The 19,195-nt window shown below is 66.2% G+C and carries 18 protein-coding genes, 1 tRNA gene and 1 pseudogene; 11 read left to right on the forward strand and 9 right to left on the reverse strand.

The window, feature by feature from the left end:
• Positions 1-63: 63 nt before the first annotated feature.
• From nudC to H8B22_RS05140, 4 genes are all read right to left on the reverse strand, one after another.
• Positions 64-987 carry an NAD(+) diphosphatase gene (nudC, locus tag H8B22_RS05125; protein ID WP_187713028.1) on the reverse strand — a complete coding sequence of 308 codons (924 nt, stop codon included), beginning with the start codon at positions 985-987 and terminating at the stop codon, positions 64-66.
• A 167-nt stretch (positions 988-1,154) separates the two neighbouring features.
• Complete coding sequence (erpA, locus tag H8B22_RS05130) at positions 1,155-1,538, reverse strand: iron-sulfur cluster insertion protein ErpA (protein WP_187713029.1); 384 nt, start codon at positions 1,536-1,538, stop codon at positions 1,155-1,157.
• 49 nt (positions 1,539-1,587) lie between these two features.
• Positions 1,588-2,307 carry a DUF6776 family protein gene (locus H8B22_RS05135; RefSeq protein ID WP_225876287.1) on the reverse strand — a complete coding sequence of 240 codons (720 nt, stop codon included), beginning with the start codon at positions 2,305-2,307 and terminating at the stop codon, positions 1,588-1,590.
• Positions 2,308-2,392: 85 nt separating this feature from the next.
• On the reverse strand, positions 2,393-2,821 hold the full coding sequence (locus H8B22_RS05140) for a bactofilin family protein (RefSeq protein ID WP_187713030.1): 429 nt from the start codon (positions 2,819-2,821) through the stop codon (positions 2,393-2,395).
• A 163-nt stretch (positions 2,822-2,984) separates the two neighbouring features.
• Between H8B22_RS05140 and H8B22_RS05145 the strand changes: the two genes are divergently transcribed.
• A complete protein-coding gene (locus H8B22_RS05145; protein ID WP_187713031.1) occupies positions 2,985-3,581 on the forward strand; it encodes a DUF4126 domain-containing protein in 597 nt (198 codons plus the stop codon).
• Positions 3,582-3,651: 70 nt separating this feature from the next.
• Here the strand turns inward: H8B22_RS05145 and bfr are convergent, their stop codons facing one another.
• From bfr to H8B22_RS05160, 3 genes and pseudogenes are all read right to left on the reverse strand, one after another.
• Positions 3,652-4,122 carry a bacterioferritin gene (bfr, locus tag H8B22_RS05150; protein WP_187713032.1) on the reverse strand — a complete coding sequence of 157 codons (471 nt, stop codon included), beginning with the start codon at positions 4,120-4,122 and terminating at the stop codon, positions 3,652-3,654.
• Positions 4,123-4,294: 172 nt separating this feature from the next.
• Positions 4,295-4,498 (reverse strand): (2Fe-2S)-binding protein, encoded by a 204-nt coding sequence (locus H8B22_RS05155; protein WP_187713033.1) that lies wholly within the window; start codon positions 4,496-4,498, stop codon positions 4,295-4,297.
• Positions 4,499-4,696: 198 nt separating this feature from the next.
• Positions 4,697-5,177 (reverse strand): annotated as a pseudogene (locus tag H8B22_RS05160) (RNA pyrophosphohydrolase); the annotation flags it as partial.
• A gap of 134 nt (positions 5,178-5,311) precedes the next feature.
• Here H8B22_RS05160 and H8B22_RS05165 point away from each other — a divergent pair.
• Positions 5,312-5,388 (forward strand) — tRNA-Met (locus tag H8B22_RS05165).
• 46 nt (positions 5,389-5,434) lie between these two features.
• On the opposite strand, the gene H8B22_RS05170 is transcribed toward H8B22_RS05165, so the two are convergent.
• Entirely contained in the window at positions 5,435-7,780 is a 2,346-nt protein-coding gene (locus H8B22_RS05170; RefSeq protein ID WP_187713035.1) for a Tex family protein, read from the reverse strand.
• A gap of 279 nt (positions 7,781-8,059) precedes the next feature.
• On the opposite strand from H8B22_RS05170, the gene queD reads away from it, so the two are divergent.
• The 5 genes from queD to H8B22_RS05195 all read left to right on the forward strand — a co-directional run bounded on the left by queD (position 8,060) and on the right by H8B22_RS05195 (position 14,393).
• On the forward strand, positions 8,060-8,416 hold the full coding sequence (queD, locus tag H8B22_RS05175) for a 6-carboxytetrahydropterin synthase QueD (protein WP_187713036.1): 357 nt from the start codon (positions 8,060-8,062) through the stop codon (positions 8,414-8,416).
• Positions 8,417-8,593: 177 nt separating this feature from the next.
• Entirely contained in the window at positions 8,594-8,995 is a 402-nt protein-coding gene (locus tag H8B22_RS05180) for a phasin family protein (protein WP_187713037.1), read from the forward strand.
• Positions 8,996-9,145: 150 nt separating this feature from the next.
• Positions 9,146-9,922, forward strand: coding sequence for a TetR/AcrR family transcriptional regulator (locus tag H8B22_RS05185; protein WP_187713038.1), 777 nt, complete (start codon positions 9,146-9,148; stop codon positions 9,920-9,922).
• The gene (locus tag H8B22_RS05190) at positions 9,915-11,105 is read left to right on the forward strand and encodes an efflux RND transporter periplasmic adaptor subunit (protein WP_187713039.1); all 1,191 of its coding nucleotides are present in this window, start codon (positions 9,915-9,917) and stop codon (positions 11,103-11,105) included. Before H8B22_RS05185 ends, H8B22_RS05190 begins: the two co-directional genes overlap by 8 nt.
• A gap of 123 nt (positions 11,106-11,228) precedes the next feature.
• Complete coding sequence (locus H8B22_RS05195; protein ID WP_187713040.1) at positions 11,229-14,393, forward strand: efflux RND transporter permease subunit; 3,165 nt, start codon at positions 11,229-11,231, stop codon at positions 14,391-14,393.
• A 70-nt stretch (positions 14,394-14,463) separates the two neighbouring features.
• Here H8B22_RS05195 and bioD read toward each other — a convergent pair whose 3' ends face one another.
• Positions 14,464-15,132, reverse strand: a complete 669-nt coding sequence (bioD, locus tag H8B22_RS05200; protein WP_407060826.1) for a dethiobiotin synthase — start codon at positions 15,130-15,132, stop codon at positions 14,464-14,466.
• A 143-nt stretch (positions 15,133-15,275) separates the two neighbouring features.
• On the opposite strand from bioD, the gene H8B22_RS05205 reads away from it, so the two are divergent.
• The 4 genes from H8B22_RS05205 (at position 15,276) to H8B22_RS05220 (ending at position 19,183) form a co-directional block, all read left to right on the forward strand.
• Positions 15,276-15,761 (forward strand): GAF domain-containing protein, encoded by a 486-nt coding sequence (locus H8B22_RS05205; protein ID WP_187713041.1) that lies wholly within the window; start codon positions 15,276-15,278, stop codon positions 15,759-15,761.
• Complete coding sequence (locus tag H8B22_RS05210) at positions 15,758-16,144, forward strand: TfoX/Sxy family protein (RefSeq protein ID WP_187713042.1); 387 nt, start codon at positions 15,758-15,760, stop codon at positions 16,142-16,144. The genes H8B22_RS05205 and H8B22_RS05210 overlap by 4 nt, the downstream gene beginning before the upstream one ends.
• A 305-nt stretch (positions 16,145-16,449) precedes the next feature.
• On the forward strand, positions 16,450-17,928 hold the full coding sequence (locus H8B22_RS14980) for a TnsD family Tn7-like transposition protein (RefSeq protein ID WP_187713043.1): 1,479 nt from the start codon (positions 16,450-16,452) through the stop codon (positions 17,926-17,928).
• Positions 17,929-17,941: 13 nt separating this feature from the next.
• On the forward strand, positions 17,942-19,183 hold the full coding sequence (locus H8B22_RS05220; RefSeq protein ID WP_187713044.1) for a TniQ family protein: 1,242 nt from the start codon (positions 17,942-17,944) through the stop codon (positions 19,181-19,183).
• Positions 19,184-19,195 lie beyond the last annotated feature (12 nt).

A 19,195-nucleotide genomic window follows, 5' to 3' on the forward strand; every position in this document is an offset into this window, starting at 1 on the left:
CCTCACCAACGCAAGCGGGACGTCCTGCTGGACAGTTTGCCCGCGGGCGGCGTGTGGCGGCGTTCAGCGCAGGCCATCGACCCACTGGTCGATCAGCCAGCGCGCGATCGACAGGCGCGGCGACACCAGCAGCCCACTGCCGTCGTCGCCTGCCGGATCGGCCTCGCGCGCCTGCGCCGCGCGCACTTCGTCACGGCTGAACCAGCGCGCGTCCTCGAGCTCGTCGCTGATCCGCGGCACGTCCGGGTGCGCGTCGGCGACGAAACCGAGCATCAGCGAGCCGGGAAACGGCCACGGCTGCGAGCCGAGGTAGCGGCACGACTTCACGCGCACGCCGGTCTCCTCGAGCACTTCGCGGGCGACGGTGTGTTCGAGCGATTCGCCCGGTTCGACAAAGCCGGCGATGGTCGAATAGCGGCGCGCCGGCCAGCTGCCCTGGCGGCCGAGCAGCAGGCGCTCGCCATCACTGACGGCCACGATCACGGCGGGATCGGTGCGCGGGTAGTGCTCCGCCTGGCATTGCGTGCAGGTGCCCAGCCAACCGCCGCGCGAGTACACCAGCGTGCCGCCGCAGACGCCGCAATGGCGATGGCGCTGGCGCCAGTGCTGCACTGCGCGCGCCTGCGCGAACACGGCCGCATCGAACGCCGGCCAGTGCATCGCGGCGCTGCGCAGGTCGGTGCGCTGCGGCGCCGTGAAGGCGGTGAGGGCGGCGTCGAGCGCGAACCAGCCGCGGCCTTCGGCATCGAGACCGAGGAACACGGCCGCACCGCTGCCGCCGGGGCCTTCGCTCAGCTGCTCGCCGGTCGGGGCGAGCAGGCGGCGCTGCTCGTCGGCATGGGCCAGGCCATCCTCGTCGAGCAGGACCACGCGCGCCTGCGGCCACAGCCGCATCAGGGCATCGGGGTCGGTGCGCAGGTGATCGGCGCGGTCGAGCGCGGCGCGGACGGCATCGGTTTCGACGAAGGCGAACGGAGACGCGGGCATCGGGCGATTCGCGGCGCGGGGTTGCGCGGATTATCGGCGATGCGGATCGACGGGTGCGATATGCCCAGTGGCGCTCATTCTTCTCCCCGCTTGCGGCGAGAAGATGCCCGAAGGCGCAGACGCCCCGAAGGAAGCACCCTTGGGGTGTGAGGGGGAGCTCTTGCCGCTCAGGCCGAGAACGACGACCCGCAGCCGCAGGTCGTCTTCGCGTTCGGATTGCGGATCACGAACTGCGCGCCGTGCAGGCTCTCGGTGTAGTCGACTTCCGCGCCCATCAGGTACTGCAGGCTGAGCGGATCCACCAGCAGGGTCACCCCGTCCGTCTGCACCGCGAGGTCATCCTCGCCCTGCTGCTCGTCGAACTCGAAGCCGTACTGGAAGCCGGAGCAGCCGCCACCCTGGATGTAGACGCGCAACTTGAGCTCCGCGTTGCCCTCCTCGGCGATCAGCTCGCGCACCTTGGCGGCGGCGGCGGAGGTGAACTGCAGCGGACGTTCCAGCGCCTGGTAGTCGGGCGCGGCGGACTCGAGGGTCGTGGTGCTCTGGCTCATGTGTCCAGAATGGGGCCCGCGGGCCGGGCATTCAACCGCCGCACGGGCGTCATTCGGCAACGGTCTGTCCGCGCAGCGCCTCGGCCCAGGTGAACGACTGCTCGATCGCCGCGCCCGAGCGCGGCTGCAGGCGCACCGTGACCTTCGCCGGGGTGACCCCGGCCGGCAGGAAGACGTCGCCTTCCACCTGCTGGAAATACTTGAACGAATACACCACGCCCGGGGCGGCGGACTGCTGGCGCAGGTCGGTCCAGGCGAGCTTCTGCAGCTTGCCTTCGCGCGTGCCTTCGATCGACAGCGTGAGCACGCCCTCGCTGATCGCGCCGCGGTTGAGGTTCTGGGTGAGCGTGCCGGTGAAGTGCCAGGCCGGGCCGTTCTGCTGCTGCATCCGCAATGCGTGCACGCTCAGGCCGTGGCGCTGCGCGGTCGCGCCGACCAGACGTTCGTAGAAGGCGACGTCGGCGCGCAGGCCGGCGACTTCCTCGTCGCGGTCGGCGATGGCGCCCTGCAAGTCGCGGTTGGCGTCGCGACTGATCTGGTCGGAACGGGTCAGCGTGGCGACGCGCTGCTGCAACTGCTCGGCGTCGTCGCGCAGGTTGGCGTTTTCACGACGCAGCGCGGCGATCTGCGCGCGCGGGTCGCCCGAGGTCGGCGAGAACAGCTGCCACAGGCCCCAGCCGCCGAACGCGAGCGCGGCGATGAAGACCAGGAGCAGCACGAGCATGCCCCAGTGTTCGCCCAGCCAGGAGGTTTGCTGTCGTTGGTACATGCGGCGAGATTAGCCGCATCCGCCGCCGGCCGTGTGTGCCGGCGGTAACGCTGTGCGCGATGGCCGACGCCGGCCGCGGCGATGTTCAGCCGATGGCCACGTCCGGCGTGATCGGGGTGACGTTGGCGGTGTCCGGTGCGCTGGCCGCGACGGTCTCGGCATGGACCAGGCGGCCGGTGAGCGTGGAACCGGCGATCATCTCGATCACCTGGTAGTGCACGTTGCCGTTGACGCGGGCCTTCGGGTGCATCTCGACCTGCTCGCCGTAGGCATCGCCGACCAGCTGGCCGTTGATCACCACGTTCGGGGCGCGGACTTCGCCTTCGATCACACCGGTCTCGGCGATGGTGACCTGGGCGGCCTCGCCGTTGCTGGCGATGACCTTGCCGATGATGCGGCCTTCCACGTACAGGCCACCGACGAAATGGAAGTCGCCGCGGATGACCACCTGCGGGCCGATCAGGGTGTCGACCTGGCCGGGGGCGATTGCCGCCTTCTTGTCTTTCTTGAACATGGTTTTCCCCAAGTAATGGCCCCGTCCCGGGCATTGGAACGGTCGGCGTCGCCGCCGCGGCATGAACCCCCGCCTCATGGCCGCACGAGCCGGGCTGGGCAATCGCCCCCTTCCCCTATACTCGAGCGCGGAATCGGCGTGCCTATTTTATTGGGAGACGGCCATGTCGGATGCGCACCTGTTCGCAATTGGCGTCGTACTGGCCTGGCTGGCCGGCATTCGCGTCTACCTGACCGTGTTCGGGGTCGGCCTGGCCGGCGCCCTGGGCTGGCTGGAGCTGCCCGCCGCCCTGCAGGTGACCCAGTCGCCGTGGGTGATCGGCGTTTCCGGCGCCCTTGCCGCCGCCGAATTCTTCGCCGACAAGATCCCGGGCGTGGATTCGGGCTGGGACCTGCTGCACACCCTGCTCCGCGTCCCGGCCGGCGCGTTCCTGGCGGCGGCGACGCTGTCGCCGGACGGCCACCTCGGTGCCGGCGCCCTGGCCACCGGCGCCGGCGTGGCACTCACCAGCCACGCGCTCAAGGCCGGCTCGCGCGCCCTGCTCAACACCTCGCCGGAACCGGTGAGCAACTGGACCGCGTCGGTGACCGAGGACGTGGCAACCATCGGCGGGCTGGCGCTGGTGTTCGCGCATCCGTGGCTGGCGCTGTCGATCGTGGTGTTCATCACCGCGGCGTTCGCGCTGCTGCTGTGGTGGGTGTGGCGCAAACTGTTCCGGCGCCGCCCGCGCATCGACGGCTCGGGGCTCGGCGCCGCCTAGGCCATTTCGTTTCCGGCAAAGCAAAACGCCACCTTGCGGTGGCGTTTTTTTGTCCAGCGCCGTCGCGCGATCAGCTTTCCATCTTCGTCGCGAGGTAGTTCTGCTCGCCGACGCGGTCGATCAGCGCGAGCTGCGTTTCGATCCAGTCGATGTGCTCTTCCTCAGACTCGAGGATGTCCACCAGCAGGCGGCGGCTGACGAGGTCCTTGATGCTTTCGCAGTAAGCGATGCCTTCGCGCAGCATCGGCAGGGCCTCCAGCTCGAGCGCGAGGTCGCAGGCCAGCACTTCACGCGGGCCTTCGCCGATGCGCAGCTTGCCGAGGTTCTGGAAGTTGGGCAGGCCTTCGAGGAAGAGGATGCGCTCCGACAGCTTGTCGGCGTGCTTCATCTCGTCGATGGACTCGTGGTACTCGTGGTCGGCGAGTTCCTTCAGGCCCCAGTTCTTCAGCATCTTGGCGTGCAGGAAGTACTGGTTGATGGCGATCAGCTCGTTGTAGAGCGCCTTGTTGAGGTATTCGATGACCCTGGCGTCGCCCTTCATGGCGGTGCTCCGTGCGTTGTCGACGGCGCGACTCTAGTCCCCTTGCGCGCGCGGTGACGAAACGCGAATCGAGTGCATCCGCGAACGGATTGCATCTGCGATCAACGGTATGCGAGGGGAGCTTTGCCGCGACGTTCCACGGCGGCTTCGCGGGCGGAACGCTGCGAAGCGGTCAGGCGGCCTGCGACAGGACCGGCAGCGGCAGTTCGCGGGTGGCGCGGGCTTCGTCCATCAGCTGCGCGGCGAGGTCGAGGCAGCTGCCGCAGGTCGCGCCGGCGCCGGTGCGCATGGTCAGCTCGGCCACACTCCGGCACCCGGCCTCGGCGGCCTGGCGGATATCGCGATCGGTGACTCCGTTGCAGATGCAGACGTACATGCGGCGGCGGTGGGTGCTGGCAGCCGGGTCGGCTGCGGTGCTATTCCGCCATGGATGAGAATGATTGTCAATTAGAAGAGGGCTCGGAGCCGCCGCGGGCCTGCGGGTCCGGCCGCGAGCGCGGCCGTTGCCGGTTGCGACCGCCATTCCGGCGCGGGTCCCGCACCAGTTCCGGGCCGGGCGCCGGCACCGCCTGCGGCCCGACCAGCCCCCGCGCCACCGGCGCCAGGTGCCGCAGCGCGCTGCTGTAGACGCCACGCTTGAAGGTCACCACGTGCTCGACCGGGTACCAGAAGTCCACCCAGCGCCAGTGGTCGAACTCGGGCTTGTCGGTCAGGTCCAAGCGCAGGTCGCTCTCCTGCCCGGTCAGCCGCAGCAGGAACCAGACCTGCTTCTGGCCGATGCAGACCAAGCGGTCATGGCGGCGGATCGCGCGGGGCGGCAGGCGGTAGCGCAGCCAGCCGGGAGTGGCGCCGAGAACCTCGACATGTTCGGGCAACAGGCCGGTTTCTTCGCGCAACTCGCGATACATGGCCTCCAGCGGCGTCTCGTCGCTGTTCATGCCGCCCTGCGGGAACTGCCAACCGTCCCGATGCACGCGGCGGGCCCAGAACAGCCGGCCGTCCGGATGCATCAACACGATGCCGACATTGGGTCGGTAACCGTCCGGATCGATCACGATGCGGACTCCAAAATGCACTGCGTCCGACTCTGCCACGCGGCCAGTCGACGGACAAGCAAGGCGCGGGAGGATTGACGGCGCGAAGGCGACCCGGAATAATTCGCGGCTCTCTGCGGGAAACGCATCCGCGTGGCTATGTAGCTCAGCCGGTTAGAGCACAGCACTCATAATGCTGGGGTCGGTGGTTCGAGTCCACCCATAGCCACCACTTGTTCCGCACGAAAAACCCCGCCGAAGCGGGGTTTTTTGTTGCCTCAATCGCGCTTGGCGCGCGCGAATGCGGCCGCCAGGGCGTTGTTGGCCGGCGGCGCCGACTGCGCCGCACGCGCGCCGCCGCCACGGGATTGATCGCGGCGATCGTCGCGCCTGCCGCCCCCCGCATTCGAACCCGCCTCGCGCGGCGCCGGCGCCGCATCGTCGAGGCGGCGCGTCAGCGCGATGCGCTTGCGCGCCACATCCACCTCCAGCACCTTCACCTTGACGATGTCGCCCGCTTTCACCACGTCGCGCGGGTCCTTCACGTACTTGTCGGACAGCGCGGAGATGTGGATCAGGCCGTCCTGGTGCACGCCGATGTCGACGAACGCACCGAACGCGGCGACGTTGCTGATCACGCCTTCCAGGATCATGCCGACCTGGAGATCCTTGATCTCTTCGACGCCGTCGGCGAAGCGCGCGGCCTTGAATTCCGGGCGCGGATCGCGGCCGGGCTTTTCGAGCTCCTTGAGGATGTCGCGCACGGTCGGCACACCGAACTTCTCATCCACGAACTGCTCGGCCTTGAGCCCGCGCAGCAGCGAAGCGTCGCCGATCACCTGCTTCACCTCGCGCCCGCACTGCTTGAGGATGCGCTCGACCACCGGATAGGCCTCGGGGTGCACCGAGGAGGCGTCCAGCGGCTGCTCGCCCGCGTTGATGCGCAGGAAGCCGGCGCACTGCTCGAAGGTCTTCTCGCCCAGGCGCGGCACCTTGAGCAGTTCCTTGCGCGACTTGAACGCGCCGTTGCTGTCGCGATAGACGACGATGTTTTCCGCCACCGTCGACGACAGGCCCGACACGCGCGTGAGCAGCGCGGCCGATGCGGTGTTCACGTCGACGCCGACCGCGTTCACACAGTCCTCGACCTTGGCATCGAGCGCGCGCGCGAGGCGGTACTGGTCGACGTCGTGCTGGTACTGGCCGACGCCGATCGCCTTGGGTTCGATCTTCACCAGCTCGGCGAGCGGGTCCTGCAGTCGGCGCGCGATCGACACCGCGCCGCGGATCGACACGTCGAGGTTCGGGAATTCCTTGGCGGCGAATTCGGAGGCCGAATACACCGACGCGCCGGCTTCGCTGACCACGATCTTCTGCATCTTCAGCTCCGGCGCGAGCTTGATCAGGTCGCCGGCGAGTTTGTCGGTCTCGCGCGAGGCGGTGCCGTTGCCGATCGAGATCAGTTCCACGCCGTGCTTCGCGCACAGCGCGCGCAGCGTGTGCAGCGACTGGTCCCACTGGCGCCGCGGTTCGTGCGGATAGATGGTGTCGTGCGCGACCAGCTTGCCGGTGCTGTCGACCACGGCGACCTTCACGCCGGTGCGCAGGCCGGGGTCGAGGCCGAGCACGGCCTTGGGGCCGGCCGGCGCGGCGAGCAGCAGGTCCTTGAGGTTGTGGCCGAACACGTCGATCGCCTCGGCTTCGGCCTTCTCGCGCGCCTGCGCGAACAGGTCGAGCAGCAGGTGCAGGTGCAGCTTCGCTTTCCAGGTCAGGCGGCAGGTGTCCTGCAGCCACTTGTCGGCGGGACGGCCCTGGGCCTTCACGCCCACGTGGTGGGCGACGCGGCCCTCGGCGAGCACGTGGCCGGAATCGGCGTCGCTGCCCGGATCGAGGTCGAGGAACAGGATCTCCTCGCGGCGCGCGCGGAACAGCGCGAGCAGGCGGTGCGAAGGAATCTTCGCCAGCGATTCGCTGTGTTCGAAGTAGTCGCGGTACTTCGCGCCTTCGTTCTCCTTGCCTTCGGCGACGCGGGCGCGGATCACGCCCACTTCGTGCAGCCAGTGGCGCAGGTCGCCGACCAGCGCGGCGTCTTCGCCCCAGCGCTCCATCAGGATCGCGCGCGCGCCGTCGAGTGCGGCCTTGGTGTCGGCGACGCCCTTTTCCGCATCGACGAAGGTCGCGGCGACTGTTTCCGGCGTCTGCATCGGATCGGCGAGGAGACCGTCGGCGAGCGGTTCCAGGCCGGCTTCGCGCGCGATCTGCGCCTTGGTGCGGCGCTTTTGTTTGTACGGCAGGTACAGATCTTCCAGGCGCGACTTCGAATCGGCACCCAGGATGTCGGCGCGCAGTTCGTCGCTGAGCTTGCCCTGCTCTTCGATCGAAGTCAGCACCGCGGCGCGACGGTCTTCCAGTTCGCGCAGGTAGGTCAGGCGCGTTTCGAGATTACGCAGCTGGGTGTCGTCGAGACCGCCGGTGACTTCCTTGCGGTAGCGCGCGATGAAGGGAACGGTGGCGCCTTCGTCCAGCAGCCCGATGGCGGCCTGGGCCTGGGCGGGCTGCGCGCCGATCTCGGCGGCGATGGTGGAAGCGATCTGGCGGGCGAGCTGCGGGGAAATCTCGGGCATTGCGTCGGGTCGAACTCACTGCTGCGGAAATGCGCCCCGATTGTGGCAATGCATCCGCCGTGGCGTAAGGATTGACATGCGGCATCGCGTAGGGCGGGATCCCGCCGGCCCGCGACGAAAGTGAGAGACCCGCATGTTCGCGCCGCGCCTGCGGCCGTGGATGGCAAACGACGGGCTCTTGTAGCTGCGCAGGTCCCCCGCTGCGTCGAAATGACCACTCAATAGGCATATTCGAGTTGCGCCAACCGTGGCGGTCCAGCCCGCCCTACAATTGCCGCCATGGATATCTTCAAGGTCTTCACCCTCGAAGCCGCGCACCGGCTGCCCAACGTGCCCGCGGGCCACAAGTGCGCGCGCCTGCACGGGCATTCGTTCCGGGTCGAGATCCACCTGCGCGGCGAGCTCGGCACGGATACCGGCTGGGTGATGGACTTCGCCGACGTGAAGACGGCCTTCCAGCCGCTCTACGACCAGCTCGACCACCACTACCTCAACGACATCGGCGGCCTGGAGAACCCGACCAGCGAGCGCCTGGCGGTGTGGATCTGGGACCGGCTCAAGCCGGCGCTGCCGCTGCTGAGCGAAGTCGTGGTGCACGAGACCTGCACGTCGGGCTGCCGCTACCGCGGGCCGTAACCCGCGCGCCGATGGCGCCTGCCGGGTCGCAGCGGGCCACAACCCCTTGATTCCAAAGAAATCCTGAACGGATCGGGCACTGTCATTCCGCTGTTGTTGCATTGCAACATTTGCCGGGTTATGCTGCACCGCACAATCGGTCGCCACGGCCGTAGACCCACCCCCACAGGAGCCGCCATGTACCAGTTCAACGAACAGTTTGCCGCCGCCTCGCGCCAGTTCGCGGACACGGCCGCCCAGATCAACAAGATCGCCCTCGAGAACGTCGAAGCCGTGTTCGGCCTGCAGCTCAATGCCCTGCAGGACCGCGCCAACGCCACCTTCGCCTTCTTCGGCGAAGCCGCCCAGGCCCGCGACCTCGGGGCCTACAAGGCCCTGTTCCCGAAGGGCGTGCAGGTTGCCCGCGAGAACATCGAGCGCACCGTCGCCGTCGGCCAGGACGTCTACGGCCGCACGCTGAAGGCCAACGAAGCCATCGGCCAGATCACCAAGGCGCAGCTGGAAACCGTTGCCGCCAAGACCCAGGCCACGGTCGAAGAAGCCGCCGACAAGGTGGTCAAGGCCGCCAAGGCCAAGTAAGCCAACCGCCTCTCTCTCCACTCCCCCGTGGAACAACGAACCCGGTAGCCCCGCTACCGGGTTTTTTGTTGGCCGGGCGCCAAGAATAATCAGTTGCTCATATTTTGAATCTGATTCAAAATCCGACCTCTTTCGCCCCGCCCCTCCCCCATGGGTACCAAGGAACGCCGCCAGCGCGATCGCGCGGCGCGTGAACAACGCTTCCTCGACTGCGCGCAGGAGCTGATCCAGCGCGACGGGCTGCTGAGCCTGCAGATGTCGCGCATCGCCGAGGACTGCGACTACGCGGTGGGCACGCTGTACCAGCATTTCGCCAGCAAGGAAGACCTGCTGCTCGCGCTGGCCACGCGCAACTGCCTGGAGCGGGTGGACCTGTTCGAACGCGCGGTGCAGTGGCCGGGCCCGACGCGCGAACGCATGCTCGCGATCGCCATCGCCGACCTGATGATCATCCGTTCGCAGCCGGAGTTCTTCCGCGTCGCCCAGTACGTGTTCACCGACGTCATCTGGCATGCGGCGTCCGAGCCGGCACGACAGCGACTGCTCGACGCCACCGCGCCGATCGGCAAGCTGATCGAGGGCATCGCCATCGACGCGCTACGCACCGGCGACCTGCCACCCAATACCGGTCTGTCGCCGCAGACCCTGACGATCGGCCCTTGGACCCTGTGCATGGGCATGCATACTCTGGTCCATGCCGAAGGCGTGCTCGAGCGGCACGATGCGCCCGAGCCCTACCGGCTCCTGATCAAGAACCTGCAGCACCTGCTCAACGGCTACGGCTGGCAGCCGCTGTTCGACGTATCCGACGAGGCGGCGATCGACGCGCAACTGGCGCGCATCAGCCGCGAGGTCTTCGAATCCCCGGCACCGCCCCTGGGCGGCGCACAACGCAAATCCCTCACAGGAAGCAAGAAAGATGGCTAGGCACGACACTTCGCGCACGCCTTCCACGCGCAAGCGCATGATCTGGATGCTGATCGGCGCCGTGGTGGTTTTCGGCGGCGTCTTCGCCGTGAAGGCGGTCATGACCGCTGGCACCAACCAGTTCTTCGACAACATGCCGCAGCCCGCGGTCGCGGTCAGCTCGGCCGTCGCCAAGAAGCAGAGCTGGAGCAACGACGGCGAAGCCGTGGGCACCTTCGTCGCGGTCAACGGCACTGACGTGACCACCGAAGCCGGTGGCGTCGTGCACTCGCTCGAATTCGAAGCCGGCCAGCCGGTCGCCGCCGGCGCGGTGCTGGTGCGCCTGAACACCGCCAACGAAGTCGCCACGCTGCGGGCGCTGGAAGCCTCCGCGAAGCTCGCCGCCGTGCAGCGCGACCGCTGGCTGCAACTGTCCAAGGACCAGCTGGTGTCCAAGGACGAGGCGCAGCAGCGCGCCACCGCCGCCGCAACCGCGCAGGCGCAGGTGGAAGCGCAGCGTGCCCTGATCGCGCAGAAGACCATCCGCGCGCCCTTCAGCGGCGTGCTCGGCATCCGCAAGATCAACCTCGGCCAGTTCGTCGCGCCGGGCGACGCGATCGTCAGCCTGCAGCAGCTCGATCCGATCTACCTCGACTTCAGCCTGCCCGAGCAGCAGATGGGCAAGATCAGCGAGGGCACGCTGGTCCGCGGCACCGTCGACGCGATGCCGGGCAAGACCTTCGAGGGCCGCGTCACCGCGGTCGAACCGCAGGTCGACGCGAGCACGCGCAACTTCAAGGCCCAGGCCACGCTGCGCAATCCCGGCAACACCCTGCGCCCGGGCGCGTTCGCCCACGTCGGCTTCGACGTCGGCGGCGCGCGCGACGTGGTGGTGATCCCGCAGACGGCGGTCAGCTTCAACCCGTACGGCAACGCGGTGTTCGTCATCACCAAGGCACCGCGCAAGGAAGGCGAGAAGGACGCGCAGGGCAAGCCGCTGACCGGCGACAAGCTGGTCGTGCAGCAGCGCTTCGTGAAGACCGGCGCCACCCGCGGCGACCTGATCGCGGTGACCGACGGCCTCAAGCCCGGCGAGGAGGTCGTGACCAGCGGCCTGCTCAAGCTGCGCAACGACGCCGAGGTCACGATCAACAACAAGGTGCAGCCGAGCGCCGACGCACGTCCGGCGCCGGACAACCGCTGACCGCATGAAGCGGTCATTCCGGACGCAGGAACCTGCTTCATCGCAGGCCGACAACAGCAGGTCCCTCGCTTCGCCCGGAAAGACCCAGCAATCCGTAGCGCCACCCCCATCAAGGCCGCTCGCATGAAATTCACCGACGTCTTCATCAACAAACCCGTGCTGGCGATCGTCGTCAGCTTGTTCATCCTGCTGTTCGGGCTGCGCGCCTACTCCGAGCTCAACGTGCGCCAGTACCCGGAGATGCGCAACGCGGTGGTCAACATCAGTACCGTGTACTACGGCGCGGATGCCGACCTGATCCAGGGCTTCATCACCACGCCGCTGGAGCGCGAGATCGCCAGTGCCGAAGGCATCGAGTACATGAGCTCGACCAGCTCGGCCGGTGTCAGCACGATTTCCGCCTACATCCGCCTGGAGCAGGACCCGAACGAGGCGCTCACCCAGATCGCCGCCAAGGTCAACAAGATGCGCGGCCAGCTGCCGCCGGAGTCGGAAGACCCGGTGATCGACCTGCAGCAGGGCCAGCAGATCGCGGCGATGTACCTGTCCTTCGCCAGCGACACGCTCGACAACAACCAGATCACCGACTACCTCACCCGCGTCATCCAGCCCAAGCTGGTAACGGTGCCGGGCGTGCAGCGCGCCGACATCCTCGGCGCCGGCACCTTCGCCATGCGCGTGTGGCTCAAGCCCGACCGCATGACCGCGCTCAAGGTGACCGCCAGCGACGTCGATGCGGCGCTGCGCAACAACAACGTGCTGTCGGCGGTGGGTTCGACCAAGGGCCAGATGGTCGCGATCGACATGACCGCGCGCACCGACCTGCGCACGCCGGAGGAATTCCGCAAGCTGGTCGTCCGCGAGCAGGACGGCGCGATCGTGCGCCTGGGCGACATCGCCGACGTGGTGCTGGGCTCGGAAAGCTACGGCACCTCGGTGCGCATGAACGGCGAGGCGGCCACTTTCGTCGGCATATACGTCGCCCCCGACGCGAACTCGCTCGACGTGATCCGCGAAGTGCGCAAGCTGTGGGACGGACAGATCGTTCCGCAGCTGCCGCAGGGCATCAAGGGCACGATCCCCTACGACAGCACCGAGCAGATCCAGGAAGCGATCGACGAGGTCGTCAGCACGATCATCGAAGCGGTGATCATCGTGATCGTGGTGATCTACCTGTTCCTCGGCTCGCTGCGCAGCGTGTTGATCCCGGCGGTGACGGTGCCGCTGTCGCTGGTCGGCACGTTGTTCCTGATGCTGCTGATGGGCTTCACCATCAACCTGCTGACGTTGCTGGCGATGGTGCTGGCGATCGGCATCGTGGTGGATGACGCGATCATCGTGCTGGAGAACATCCACCGCCACATCGAGGAGGGGATGAAACCGCACGACGCCGCGATCCGCGGCGCGCGCGAACTGGCCTGGCCGGTGGTGGCGATGACCACCACGCTGGTCGCCGTGTACCTGCCGATCGGTTTCCAGGGCGGCCTCACCGGCGTGCTGTTCACCGAATTCGCCTTCACCCTGGCCGGATCGGTGCTGCTCTCGGGCGTGATCGCGCTGACCCTGTCGCCGATGATGAGCGCGAAGATGCTCAAGGCGCACGATCCCGAGCACCCCAAGGGCAAGCTCGAATCGTGGCTGGACGCGAAGTTCGACACGCTGCGCCACGCCTACCAGCGCAAGCTGCACAGCGCGCTGGCGACCAAGTCGGTGATCGCGATCTTCGGCGTGATCGTGCTGGTCAGCTGCGCCTTCCTCTACACCACCGCGCCGAAGGAACCGGCGCCGCTGGAAGACGAAGGCTTCATCTTCTCGGTCGCCAGCGCCGATCCGTACTCAACGCTCGACTACGTGGAGCGTTACACCGACGAGATCACCAAGCTGGCCAAGGACGTGAAGGAAGTGGATGGCTACTTCCTCTTCAACGGCGGCTTCGGCGGCAGCGGCGGCGGCGCCAGCCCCAGCGCGATGGCCGGCTTCGTGCTCAAGCCGTGGAGCGAACGTGAGCGCTCGACCAAACAGGTGCTCGAACAGACGCTGCAGCCGGGCATGAGCCAGGTCACCGGCCTGAACGTGTTCGCGCTGGTGCCGCCGTCGCTCCCGAGCGCGGGCGGCGACGGCGGCGGCGAGTTCATCGTCGGCGGCGTCGGCGAGCTGAGCCAGCTGTCCGAACTGGCCGATGCGATCCTGGCCAAGGCCTACGCGAGCAAGCGCTTCATCTTCCTCGACAAGGACCTGAAGATCGACAAGCCGCGGATCGAGGTGAACATCGACCGCGACAAGGCCGCGACGCTGGGCATCGACATGCGCACGCTCGCCGCGGACATGTCGGCGCTGCTCTCGGGCGGCTACACCAACCGCTTCGCGATGCAGAACCGCTCGTACCTGGTGATCCCGCAGGTGCAGCGCAGCGACCGCCTCAACGCCAGCGCGCTGGAGAACTACTACACCCGCGCCCGCGACGGCACGCTGATCCCGCTGTCGACCATCGTCACGCTGAAGGAAAGCGCGCAGCCGCAGTCGCTCAAGCGCTTCCAGCAGCTCAACGCGGTGTCGATCACCTTCGCCCCGCGCCCCGGCGTGAGCAAGGGCGAGGCGCTGGCGATCCTCGACCAGGCGGCGAAGGAAGTGCTGCCGCAGGGCTACAGCGTCGACTACGCCGGCGAGTCGCGCCAGTTCAAGCAGGAAGGCTCGGCCATGCTGCTGACCATGGGCCTGGCGCTGATCGTGATCTTCCTGGTGCTGGCGGCGCAGTTCGAGAGCTTCCGCGACGCGGTGATCATGCTGCTCACGGTGCCGATGGCGATCTGCGGCGCGCTGCTCACGCTCAACGTGCTGGCGATCTTCGGTGGCATCCTGGGCATGCAGGGCATCGAGGCCTTCCCCGGCATGAGCATCAACATCTACACCCAGGTGGGCCTGGTGACGCTGGTGGGCGTGATCTCCAAGCACGGCATCCTGATCGTGGAGTTCGCCAACAAGCTGCAGGAACAGGGCATGAGCAAGCGCGAGGCGATCGAGGAAGCCAGCGCGATCCGCCTGCGCCCGGTGCTGATGACCACCGCCGCGCTGGTGTTCGCGATGATCCCGCTGCTGATCGCCAGCGGCCCGGGCGCGGCCTCGCGCTTCTCGATGGGCACGGTGATCGCCTCGGGCATGACCATCGGCACGATGTTCACCCTGTTCGTGCTGCCGGCGTTCTACCTGTACCTGGCGCGCGACCACCAGGCGGAACAGGCGAGCAAGGGCGCGATCGAAGGCGACGAGCCGCAACCGCAGCACGGCTGATCGGCGATCGGCTCAAAGACAAGGCGGGCGCAGCGATGCGTCCGCCTTTTTCTTTGCATCGCCGTAATTCCTAGATCGCCGGCGACAGATGACGCGCGATCTCGCGCGCAGCCGCGCCCGGCGCATGCGGCAGGCGGCCCCAGCACGGCGCGGGCAACACCCGCTGCAGGATGGCGAAGTTGTCGTCCATCCGCGCCATCGCCGGGTCGATGTCGTTGGCGATCCAGCCAATGAGGCGCACGCCGTCGGCTTCGATCGCGCGCGCGGTCAGGCGCGCGTGACTGATGCAGCCCAGGCGCAGCCCCACCACCATCACCACCGGCAGCTCCAGCGCGCGCACCAGGTCGACCTGGTCGAGGCTCGCGGTCAGCGGCGCGGCCCAGCCGCCCACGCCCTCGACCACCACCGTATCGGCAATCGCGGCCAGCCGCGCATAGGCGTGCGTGATCGGCGGCAGCGCGAGCGTCACGCCGGCGTCCGCGGCGGCGAGTTCCGGCGCCAGCGGGTTGGCCAGGGCGTACGGATTCACGTCGGCATAGGGCGGCATCGGGTCGCTGGCCTGCTGCAGCAGCAGCGCGTCCTCGTTGCGCAGGCCCTCGGCCGTGGCTTCGCAGCCGCTCGCCACCGGCTTCATGCCCACGGCGCGCCCACCGCGTGCGCGCAGCGCATGCAGCAGCGCCGCGCTGGCGAAGGATTTGCCGATGCCGGTATCGGTCCCGGTGACGTAGCAGGCACGCATGGCGATCAACCTCCCTGCCCGGGTTCACGCATCCGCGCGTGCGTCAGCGAACGGAAGCCGCTCCTCGGCAGTTTCGACAGGTCCATGCACCCTCCTTCTGGCCTTGCCATGGTAATCCGCCGGCCGCTGTTAGACTCCGGGCCATGACCTTCACCGCCAACCCGCTCGACGGCAGCAAGCCGGAGCAGTACGCGCAGCTCCTCGAACAGGCGCGCGCCCTGCTCGCCGGCGAACACGACCGCGTCGCCAACGCGGCCAACCTGGCCGCGCTCGTGTACCACGCGCTGCCGGCGCTCAACTGGGTCGGGTTCTATTTCTTCGACGGGCGCGAACTGGTGGTCGGTCCCTTCCAGGGGCTGCCGGCCTGCGTGCGCATTCCGCTCGACAAGGGCGTGTGCGGCGCCGCCGCGCGCACGCGGCAGACCCAGCGCATCGCCGACGTGCACGCCTTCCCCGGCCACATCGCCTGCGATGCGGCCTCGCGCTCCGAACTCGTGGTGCCGCTGGCACGCGGCGACGAACTGGTCGGCGTATTCGACCTGGACAGCCCCGAACCCGACCGCTTCGACGCCGACGACCAGCGTGGACTGGAAGCGATCGCCCGGGCCTTCATGGAATCCCTGTCATGACGACGGTGAAGATGCGCAACATCGGTCCCAAGAGCGCCGCCTGGCTGCGCCAGGTCGGCCTGCGTTCGCTCGACGACCTGACCGCGGTCGGCACGGTAGAGGCCTTCATGCGCGTCAAGCGCGCCGGCTTCAAGCCCGGGCTCAACCTGCTCTACGCGATCGAAGGCGCGCTGCTCGACTGCCACTGGCAGGAGATCCCCGACGAGCGCCGGCAGGAACTGATCCTGGCCGCCGATGCCGCCACCGCGAAGCTGCCGCCGCCGCGCAATCGCCCGGCCGCCGGCCCGGTGACCACCACCACGCACATGACCGAATCCGACGGCGGCGAGGCCGGCGGCTTCGACCAGCTCTTCGACTCGCATGACGGCGAATCGGGCGACTGAAGCCCGGCGCGGAACCGAACGAAAAAAGCCCGGGGATTCCCGGGCTTTTTTCGTTCCGATCGCTCGGCACGCGACTGGTCAAAAAATGGTGATTGGAAATAGATGGTCCAAACGCCGTCTAGCAATTGAGGGGGCTCAACGCCCGGCTTGCCGATTTGGCCTCGGGAAACTAGTCCAAATGAGGCCAATAGGCTCCTAAGAGATCACCGAACGCGAGAAAAGTTGGCTCAACAGTTTTTTTCTTGGCAAACGATCCCCGCGCCGTGACAAGTGCTTAACTGATCGGCCCGGAGGAAGTCTGGGCCATGTCAGCCATCCTGCCACTGCTCCTCGCAAATCAGACCCTTTACAGCTGGTGTAGCCAAGCGCACCAGCTGAACTGCAGCACTTCTGCGCGTCAGACCAGCGACCGGCTCTTTGGCACCCCATATTCCGCTTTATGCCATGACTTCCCGGCGCATCTTCGGACGTTGACGCAAAGGACCCGCGGCCAGTTGGGCTCGCCTCGGGAACTAGCGCTCCGCCATACACTCTTGGGCTACTTCTTACCCACCATTGATGACAAGAAAGCCGAAGAAATCATAGACCTCGTTACTGAAGGGGCCATCCCTTGTTTGAAGATGCGGCTGGGGATCACGGCTAGCCGGGTGGGCGGATACCATCCGCTCAAGCTATGTCCTGGCTGCGCCGACGAAGAGCAAGAACGGCTTGGATACTCGTACTGGCATATCGAGCACCAGCTTCCTTCAAGCTTTGTTTGCCTGAAGCACGCTCGGCCACTGGTATTTCTCCGGGACGCTATTACCCCAGTCCATCGACGCTACTGGGTGACTCCGACTGATCCTCAGGATTGCAAACTAAACGAGGTACGAGTTCCCAGCGAAACCGCAATGGCGACTCTTTCTCGGCTCGCTCGCGACTCCTTAGAACTGACGACGCTTTCGCCTGGCGGCCTTTCACCTGCGCGTGCCGCTGGCGGGTATCAGCGCCTGCTTCGCGAACGAGGACTGGCAACCAGTCGTGGAAACTTGCGCGTTGGACAGCTTGTCTCCCTAGTTAGAGAGCGCTATCGAGGCTTGGATGAGCTACCGGGAATGGCGCCACTGAGTTCCGTAGGGCACGAATGGCCAGGTCTGGCGGCCTCACTGTCTAGGAGAAAGCCTCAGCCCGGGCACCCGCTGAAGCACCTCCTCCTTGTCGGCGCGATCACTGATAGCTGGAAGGAGTTTGTGCAGGCGTGCGAGGCAGGCTGCGGGACCGCGACCATCGGATATCAGACCAACCCGCGATCGACGAGAGATCAGGACCTTACGCAATTCAAACAGTTAGTGCTTGAGGAGAGAATGTCGATCTCAGGGGCGTCGAAGATTATTGGCGTCTCAACAACGACAGGCGTGCAGTGGGCAAAGCGGCTCGGGATTACGTACACCAGCCGAAGTAAGTCAGTGAGCCCTGCAGCGATAGGAGAAGTCCGGAAACTGCTAGCGGAAGGAGAACACGTTGACACGATAGCTATCTCCTCTGGCGTATCAACCTCGGTCGTGAATCGAATTCTCGGAGCAGACGATCGGCTCAAAGCATTGCGAAGCCGTTCCACGTTCTCGCATAGGAAGCTTGTTGCACGAACCAGCTTCTCGCATCTCTGCAAGAGCCATTCTCACCTTCCGCTATCCGAACTCCGAAAGCTACCCGGAAATGGGTACGCGTGGCTCTACAGAAATGATCGGACGTGGCTTTCAAAAGCACTGCACCGCCATGGGCGGCCTCCCAGCCGAGACTCCTAGGACGGCTAATCCAATGTCGACGACCGCACTGGGCTATGTTCCATATCTTCGCCCTGGGGCTTTGCTGTTCACGCTAGCTGCATTTCGGCACTTTCAGATCGGTCGTGGAAGCCTAGATGCGACCCTTGTCGATCTGTACGGCACGACCGGCGGTCGGAAGCGAAACTTGTTTGGTGAGAGCGTCGCCACTATTTCCAAGCGCGCTTTTGGGTGCTCCGTTCCACCGAGGGATGTCTTGCTCAGGCACACATTCTTTGGCGTCTATTCGAGAGCGCTGTCGCCGGCAGCCGCAGCGGCGTGGAGTGATGCACTCATCGCCGGAGACCGATCGCACAAAGTACAAAAGGTCTTACGCAATTTCGATTCTAATGCGCAGTTCCAATTGATTACCCGAAACCTTCGATCTTGCCATCAGTGCGTAGCCGATGACATCTCCACATGCGGATTTGGGCAATGGCGCATTCTCCACCAGATCCCTGCGCTTCTTTTCTGCCCTGAACACGGCCTCCCATTGAACGATGAAATATACGGAGGGAGTGCCGGCAGCGTTTGGCAATCCGCACTTCCGCAGGGAAGGATTTCAACTCCCGCCGATAGAACTCCTTGGGCCGCATCCGACGGGCATTCGACATACCTCGACCTCTGGACGCAGCTGTTGGAAGGCAAACTGCCCGTCGTCACAAGTCACGCATGGGCGGCATACATGGACCTTGTGGTATCTAAGGTCGGGAATATAGCCTCCGCCCAGACCGAGATTGAAACCACTATCCGGCGAGCATGGTCGACGGACATTGCGAACATCAGATCTGGAATCGGGCGCCATATCATGGAGCGCTTTATCCATGCCGAGCTTTCACACAATTCCGCACCGGTCAGGCTCGCCCAAAAACTAATTGTCCTCGGCGCAGTTTCCGCACTGGGAATCGATCTACCAACGACTGAAGAATCCTCTCAGTTGAGGCTCGATCTCTGCTCGCCGTTCAATGAACACTCTGCCCCCCCATTGCAGGAGCAATTGCGTCGATTCCTTCTCGACGCGGCGCTCCCCGGAGCACTGGCTCCATTTCTTCTGACTGATCGGAACACCACACAGATCGCCAGAGACGCCAGTGTTCATCGTCGCCAAGTCTGGAAAACAATGCAGAGGATCCCCAATCGGCTTCTCGACGAAATTGCCTCGGCACGAAAGTGGCCAGCCACGTCCTGGGTCACGATTGAGCTCAAAAGACGCAGGGAGACTAGCCGCGGCCCCTAACGTTCCAGACTT

The sequence above is a fragment of the Lysobacter terrestris genome (assembly GCF_014489475.1).
Classification (GTDB): Bacteria; Pseudomonadota; Gammaproteobacteria; order Xanthomonadales; family Xanthomonadaceae; genus Agrilutibacter; species Agrilutibacter terrestris.

Bases quoted from the DNA above. Each gene is read 5' to 3' on its own strand.
- nudC (WP_187713028.1), bottom strand. From the start codon at position 987: ATGCCCGCGTCTCCGTTCGCCTTCGTCGAAACCGATGCCGTCCGCGCC.
- erpA (WP_187713029.1), bottom strand. From the start codon at position 1,538: ATGAGCCAGAGCACCACGACCCTCGAGTCCGCCGCGCCCGACTACCAG.
- H8B22_RS05135 (WP_225876287.1), bottom strand. From the start codon at position 2,307: ATGTACCAACGACAGCAAACCTCCTGGCTGGGCGAACACTGGGGCATG.
- H8B22_RS05140 (WP_187713030.1), bottom strand. From the start codon at position 2,821: ATGTTCAAGAAAGACAAGAAGGCGGCAATCGCCCCCGGCCAGGTCGAC.
- H8B22_RS05145 (WP_187713031.1), top strand. From the start codon at position 2,985: ATGTCGGATGCGCACCTGTTCGCAATTGGCGTCGTACTGGCCTGGCTG.
- bfr (WP_187713032.1), bottom strand. From the start codon at position 4,122: ATGAAGGGCGACGCCAGGGTCATCGAATACCTCAACAAGGCGCTCTAC.
- H8B22_RS05155 (WP_187713033.1), bottom strand. From the start codon at position 4,498: ATGTACGTCTGCATCTGCAACGGAGTCACCGATCGCGATATCCGCCAG.
- H8B22_RS05170 (WP_187713035.1), bottom strand. From the start codon at position 7,780: ATGCCCGAGATTTCCCCGCAGCTCGCCCGCCAGATCGCTTCCACCATC.
- queD (WP_187713036.1), top strand. From the start codon at position 8,060: ATGGATATCTTCAAGGTCTTCACCCTCGAAGCCGCGCACCGGCTGCCC.
- H8B22_RS05180 (WP_187713037.1), top strand. From the start codon at position 8,594: ATGTACCAGTTCAACGAACAGTTTGCCGCCGCCTCGCGCCAGTTCGCG.
- H8B22_RS05185 (WP_187713038.1), top strand. From the start codon at position 9,146: ATGGGTACCAAGGAACGCCGCCAGCGCGATCGCGCGGCGCGTGAACAA.
- H8B22_RS05190 (WP_187713039.1), top strand. From the start codon at position 9,915: ATGGCTAGGCACGACACTTCGCGCACGCCTTCCACGCGCAAGCGCATG.
- H8B22_RS05195 (WP_187713040.1), top strand. From the start codon at position 11,229: ATGAAATTCACCGACGTCTTCATCAACAAACCCGTGCTGGCGATCGTC.
- bioD (WP_407060826.1), bottom strand. From the start codon at position 15,132: ATGCGTGCCTGCTACGTCACCGGGACCGATACCGGCATCGGCAAATCC.
- H8B22_RS05205 (WP_187713041.1), top strand. From the start codon at position 15,276: ATGACCTTCACCGCCAACCCGCTCGACGGCAGCAAGCCGGAGCAGTAC.
- H8B22_RS05210 (WP_187713042.1), top strand. From the start codon at position 15,758: ATGACGACGGTGAAGATGCGCAACATCGGTCCCAAGAGCGCCGCCTGG.
- H8B22_RS14980 (WP_187713043.1), top strand. From the start codon at position 16,450: ATGTCAGCCATCCTGCCACTGCTCCTCGCAAATCAGACCCTTTACAGC.
- H8B22_RS05220 (WP_187713044.1), top strand. From the start codon at position 17,942: ATGTCGACGACCGCACTGGGCTATGTTCCATATCTTCGCCCTGGGGCT.